Here is a 6,050-nt window from a genome sequence, read left to right on the forward strand (position 1 = left end):
GGGATGGGCGCCGGAGCATCAGGTGGGGGTGGACGGCCCCTACCTGCGCGCCCTGCCTCCCAGTATCCCCGGCGGGGGCTTCTTCGCCGCCCGGCTGGTCCGCAAGGCGGGTTGACAGTCGCCGAGCCGCCACGTTACGCACGAACGACCTTCTCCTCTCCCGAGGGTGACAGCCGTGGCGGCAGATCCGAAGCAGTCCGAAGTGATGCGGCAGATCAACGAGGCCTTCCAGGCGGCCGAGGCCAAGCTGGCCAGGCTGCGGGACGCCGTCGAGCGCAACACGGAGCTGGCGCGGGCCAACGGCAAGGCCGCCTTCCTCAAGGACAAGAAGGAGCAGACCCACCGCGAGCTGGGCGAGGCCGTCTGGCAGGCCGTCCAGGCAGGCCGGCTGGAGCTGCCCGCGAACTTCGCCCGGCTGCTGCAGAACATCGCGGCGGCGGAGAAGGCGGCGGCGGACCACGCCGCGTCCCTCACCGACCTGCTCCGGGAAGGAGAAGAGGTGGCGGACCGTTTGAAGGTAAAAACCGTCGCGAAGCCGCAAAAAGTTGTGGCGTCCGGGACGAAGAAGCCGTAGAAGTCGCGCCGCCTCACGGCACGGACCGCCCCCCACGGCGGACCCGGGCAGCACGCAGCAAAGAAGGGGCTATAGCTCAGCTGGGAGAGCGCTTGAATGGCATTCAAGAGGTCACCGGTTCGATCCCGGTTAGCTCCACACTGAATTGAGAGAGGCCCGCGAGAGAAATCTCGCGGGCCTTTCGCTTTTCCGGCCCCCGGAGGGCGCCAGCCCGGAGGCCCCTGGCCGCTACGGGGCCGCCGGGGCGTCGCGGGGCAGCCGCACGGTGAAGGTGGTGCCGGCCTCGGCGGTGGACACCACGGTGATGTCGCCCCCGTGGGCCTCCACCAGCTGTTTCACGATGTAGAGCCCCAGGCCGATGCTCCGGCTGCTGTGGTCCACCTCGCCGCTGGCGCGCTGGAGGGGCTGGAAGAGGCGGCCCAGGCGCTCCGGCGGAATGGGGGCGCCCGCGTTGTGGATGGACAGCGTCACGGCGTCGTCCTCGCCGTGGGTCTCCACGAGGACGGCGGTGTCCCGGGGGCTGTACTTCAGCGCGTTGGTCACCAGGTTCTGGGCCAGCTGTCCCAGCCGGTCCGGATCCCAGAAGCCCTGGCCGCTGCCGCCCCGGCGCCGGCGGATCTCCCGGTCCGGGTGCGTGGCTTCAATCTCCTCCAGCACGCCGTCGACGATCTCGTGCACGTCCGACGCGCGCCGCTGGATGTGCAGCCCGCCGCCCAGGCGCGCCTGGGTGAAGTCGAGCAGGTCGCGGATCATCCGGTGGGCCCGCTCCGCGGCGGATTGGATGCGGCTGACGGCCTTGGTGCTGCGCTCGTCCAGCTCCTCGCGGCGCATCAGGCTGGCGGCGCCCAGGAGGATGGCGCTCACGGGGTTGCGCAGGTCGTGGCTCACGATGCCAATGAGCTGCTGCTCGAAGTCCGCGCGCTGCTGCTGCTGGGCCTGGGCCTGGCGCAGCTCGTGGACGTCCATGGACGTGCCCACCCACTTCAGCACCCGGCCCTCGGCGTCCCGCACGGACATGGCGCGCACCAGGTGCCAGCGGTACTGGCCATCCCGGTAGCGCACCCGGTGCTCGGCCTGGTAGCGGTCGCCGTGCGCCAGCGCCTCCACCCAGGCCCGGCCGCTGGCGGGCAGATCATCGGGGTGGATGACGCTCCGGTAGCCCCGGTCGAGCAGCGTCTCCGCGCTCACGCCGGTCTCCTCCGTTAGCACGCCGTTGACGTAGGTGATGGCGCCATCCGGGGCGGTGACGAAGACGGCCTCCGGCAGCGCCTCGGCCAGCGTGCGGAACTCCTCCTCGCTGCGGCGCAGGGCGTCCTCGGCGGCCTTTCGCTGGGTGACGTCCTGCATGGCCCCCACCATTCGCAGCGCGGTGCCGGCGGCGTCGCGCACCACCCAGCCCCGGTCCTCCACCTGGGCATAGGTGCCGTCCGCCTTGCGGAAGCGGTACTCGGCGCGCCAGTCGCTGTTGGTGGGCGCTTCCGCGATGGCGTGGAGGCTTTCGGCGGCCTGCTTGCGGTCCTCCGGGTGGACGGCCTCCGTCCACCAGTCCAGCGCCGTGGGCACCGAGCCCACCGCGTAGCCGAAGAGGGTGTAGATGCCCTCGCTCCAGGTGAGCTGCTGGGTGCTCAGGTCCAGGTCCCAGACGGCGTCCTTCGTGGCGCGGGTGGCCAGCCGGTAGCGCGTCTCCGACAGCTTGAGCGCCTGGAGCAGCTCCTCGCGCTGGGCGCGGGCCCTGGCGGCGTTCACCGTCCCCTCCAGGCGGGCCACCAGCTCGCGCACGCCGAACGGCTTCACCAGGTAGTCGTCCGCGCCGGCGGTGAGGCCCTCCACCTTGGCCTCCTCGCCCGCGCGCGCGGACAGGAGGATGACGGGGACGTGGGCCGTGCGCGGATCCGCCTTCAGCTCGCGCAACAGTCCGAAGCCGTCCAGGCCCGGCATCATCACGTCCGTCAGCATCACGTCCGGAGGATGCTCGCGCGCTGCCTCCAGCGCGGCGCGGCCATCCGCCACCGCCGTCACCGTGAAGCGCCCCTCCAGCGACCGGCGCACGTAGTCGCGCATGTCCGCGTTGTCGTCCGCCAGCAGCACGTGGCCCCGCACCAGCCCCGGCTGCGCCTCCGGGACGGGCACCACCGCCGGTGCGTCGTCCGCCGCGCCCGACACCCACAGCGCGGCCTCCTGGACGTAGAGCTCCGGGTTCGGGGTGAGGCTGATGTCCCCCGACGGGGCCCGCAGCTGCTCCGGCGGCAGGTGCGCCGTGCCGGTGGGCAGCGTCACCGTGAACGTGCTGCCCTGGCCCAGGGTGCTTCGCGCGAAGACGCGGCCGCCGTGCAGCTCCACCAGCTCGCGCACCAGCGCCAGGCCAATGCCGCTGCCCTCATGGCTGCGGCCCCGGGCGCCCTCCACCCGGTGGAAGCGGTCGAAGACGCGGGGCAGCTGATCCTCGGGGATGCCCGTGCCGGTGTCGCTGACGGTCAGCTCCACCTGGCCTTCGTGCTCGCGCAGGCGGACGGCGAGGGTGCCCTGGAAGGTGAACTTGAAGGCGTTGGAGAGCAGGTTGAGGACGACCTTCTCCCAGAGATCGCGGTCCACCCAGACGGGCATGGACAGGTGGGGGCAGTCCACCTCCAGCCGCAGCCCCGCCTTCGTCACCACCGAGTCGAACGCGCCCGCGAGCCCCGCGGTGAGCGGCCCCAGGTCCGTGGGCTCGAAGGCGGCCCGCATGCGGCCCGCTTCCAGGCGGCTGAAGTCGAGCAGGCTGTTGACCAGCTTGAGCAGCCGCTGGCTGTTGCGGTGGACCAGGGACAGCTGCTCCCGGTGCCAGGCCGCGAGGGGATGCTGCTGATCCGCGAGCACGTCCCCCAGCGGCCCCAGCATGAGCGTCAGCGGCGTGCGGAACTCGTGGCTGACGTTGGAGAAGAAGGCCGTCTTCGCCCGGTCCAGCTCCGCCAGGGACTCCGCCTGCCGCCGGGCGTCCTCGTACGCGCGAGCCCCGGAGAGGGCCGCGCCCAGCCCGCCCGCCACCAGCTCCAGGAACGACAGGTACGACGCATCCGCGGGCACCCGGGGGGACAGGCCCAGCACCAGCAGGCCCGCCGGGCTCGACTCACCGGAGCGGGCCATGGGCAGCACCAGCGCGGAGTCCGGCTGCGGCACGCCGTCCCGCAGGGGGAGGGGACCGAAGCGCGCCTGGAGCCCGGTGACGCGCTCGGCCTGTCCGGAGCGGGCCACCTGGGCCAGGGGCCAGGGAGAGGCCGCGCCCGGCTCCAGGCTCACCTCTTCGGGACTGAAGGGGCCCTCCGCCTCCAGGCCCAGGTGCCCCGCCCGGCGGGCCCGGCGGCCGTCCGCGTCCATGAGGTAGAGCATCGCGAAGGGCAGGTCCGCGGGGTTGGTGGCGAGCGCCTCCAGGCCGTGCGTGCATGCGTCCTGGACCTCGCGCCTCCCGCCCGCGCGCGAGGCCACCTCCTGCAGCGTCAGGAGGCGGCGCGCGTCCAGCACCTGGCCGGTGGTCTCCACCACCGTGTCGAGCACGCCGTTGACCGCGCCGGACTCGTCGCGGACGGGGCTGTAGCAGAAGGTGAAGTAGGTCTCCTCCAGGAAGCCGTTGCGCTCGATGAAGAGGCGCTGGTTCTCCGTCATGAGGAAGCGGCCCTCGCGGCGGACCTGCTCCACCCACGGGCTGATCAGCTCCCAGACCTCCGCCCAGACCTCGCGCCCGGGCCGCCCCATGGCGGCGGGGTGCTTGCCGCCCAGGATGCGGCTGTACGCGTCGTTATAGAGCTTCACCGCGTCCGGCCCCCAGAACACCATCATGGGGAAGCCCGACGTCAGGCACACGCTGGCGATGGTGCGCAGGGATTGCGGCCAGGAGGACACCGGACCGAGCGGCGTCTTCGACCAGTCCATGGACCGCATCAGCGCGCCCATTTCGCCGCCCCCGGCGAGCACCTCCCGGGTCGCGCGGTCGGCGCCCCCGTCGCCGGACGTGCTGGATCCTTCGATCATCCCCGTTGCCTAACCGAAGCGCCGTGCGGGAACCAGTGGAGGGGAAGGGGAAGCCGGCCGCTCCGGGGGCTGGCTGCCCGCCAGCGTTCACGCCGGAACGGTGCGGCGTGGCCGCCCACACTCCGGAAGCACCGGACGGGGCGGCCACATCACCTGGCGCGGACTACTTGCCCGCGAAGATGTTCATCACGTCCTTGAGCAGCTTGATGGACTCGTCGTGCGGACGCTGGAAGGCGTTGCGGCCCATGATGGAGCCGAAGCCGCCGCCCTGGTGGATCTGCCGGATGTCCTCGATGAGGGCGCCCGTCTCCTTCGCCTCGCCGCCGGAGAAGATGACGATGCGCTTGCCGTTGAACGCGGAGCGCACCACCTCGCGCACGCGGTCCGCGAGCGTCTTGGTGGAGATGTTCGCCTTCTCGAAGGCCTTCTTCGCCTCCGCCTGCTCCAGGTGGTCCGAGGGCGGCTTCACCTTGATGATGTGCGCGCCCATCTGCGCGCTGATCTGCGCCGCGTACGCCACCACGTCGATGGCCGTCTCACCCTCCTTGGACAGGGCGCCGCGCGGGTAGGCCCACAGCACCGTGGGCAGGCCGTAGGACTTGGCCTCCGCGATGATGTCGCGCAGGTCCTGGTACTGCTCGTTGCGGGCCGCGGAGCCCGGGTAGATGGTGTAGCCCACCGCCGCGCAGCCCAGACGCACCGCGTCCTTCACGGACGACGTCACCGCGGACATGGGCGCGGCCGTCTTGGCCAGCGAGTCGGAGTTGTTCACCTTCAGGATGAGGGGAATCTCACCCGCGAGCTTGCCCGCGATGGCCTCCAGGAAGCCCAGCGGCGCCGCGTACGCGTTGCAGCCGGACTCGATGGCCAGCTGCGCGTGGTAGTCCGGATCATACCCGGCGGGGTTCGGACCGAAGGAGCGCGCGGGGCCGTGCTCGAAGCCCTGATCCACCGGCAGGATGACCAGCTTGCCCGTGCCGGCGAGCGTGCCGTGGTTCAGCAGGCGCGCCAGGTTCGTCAGCGTGCCGGGGTTGTCGGAGGGGTACCACGAGAGGATCTGCTTGACGCGGTCGGTGTAGGCCATGGGTTTTCCTCGAAGGAAGGCGTCGGAACCGGCGCGGGATTCTGCGTTCCTTGCCCGCGCCGACCAAGCTTTGTCTCTACCGGATGTCGGCGACTGTCACGCCCTCTACCGCCTCGCCGCGCGAGCCGACTGGAGGGAAGCCGACATCTGGCCCTCCGGGAAGGTGCACAGAAATGCTGCGCCGTCGCGGGCTTCCGGATATGCCCGGCCGCACACGAGGCGGACCACAGCATGGGCAGAGAAGTCGGCAAGGTCGTCGCAGTGGCAATGATGCTCACCGGTGGCGTGGCGGGCGCGCAGATCTCGCCCACGACAGCTCCCTCGAATGCTCCTGGAACAGGGGCGCCGGGGACCGCGACTCCCTCGCCGGGCAACCTGTCCCCGGGC

The 6,050-nt window shown here is 71.5% G+C and carries 3 protein-coding genes and 1 tRNA gene; 2 read left to right on the forward strand and 2 right to left on the reverse strand.

The window, feature by feature from the left end:
* Positions 1-175 precede the first annotated feature (175 nt).
* Together D7X55_RS34120 and D7X55_RS34125 are read left to right on the forward strand one after the other, a co-directional pair.
* Complete coding sequence (locus tag D7X55_RS34120; protein WP_120552595.1) at positions 176-574, forward strand: hypothetical protein; 399 nt, start codon at positions 176-178, stop codon at positions 572-574.
* Positions 575-639: 65 nt separating this feature from the next.
* A tRNA-Ala gene (locus tag D7X55_RS34125) sits at positions 640-712 on the forward strand.
* A 90-nt stretch (positions 713-802) separates the two neighbouring features.
* Here the strand turns inward: D7X55_RS34125 and D7X55_RS34130 are convergent.
* Together D7X55_RS34130 and D7X55_RS34135 are read right to left on the reverse strand one after the other, a co-directional pair.
* Positions 803-4,579 (reverse strand): ATP-binding protein, encoded by a 3,777-nt coding sequence (locus D7X55_RS34130; protein ID WP_121725240.1) that lies wholly within the window; start codon positions 4,577-4,579, stop codon positions 803-805.
* A gap of 163 nt (positions 4,580-4,742) precedes the next feature.
* Positions 4,743-5,663: a class I fructose-bisphosphate aldolase gene (locus tag D7X55_RS34135; RefSeq protein ID WP_120552597.1), complete on the reverse strand. Its 921-nt coding sequence runs from the start codon at positions 5,661-5,663 to the stop codon at positions 4,743-4,745.
* Positions 5,664-6,050: the final 387 nt, after the last annotated feature.

Origin of the sequence: Corallococcus sp. AB049A (assembly GCF_003668885.1) — a bacterium.
Taxonomy (GTDB): domain Bacteria; phylum Myxococcota; class Myxococcia; order Myxococcales; family Myxococcaceae; genus Corallococcus; species Corallococcus interemptor.

Bases quoted from the DNA above. Each gene is read 5' to 3' on its own strand.
- D7X55_RS34130 (WP_121725240.1), bottom strand. From the start codon at position 4,579: ATGATCGAAGGATCCAGCACGTCCGGCGACGGGGGCGCCGACCGCGCG.
- D7X55_RS34135 (WP_120552597.1), bottom strand. From the start codon at position 5,663: ATGGCCTACACCGACCGCGTCAAGCAGATCCTCTCGTGGTACCCCTCC.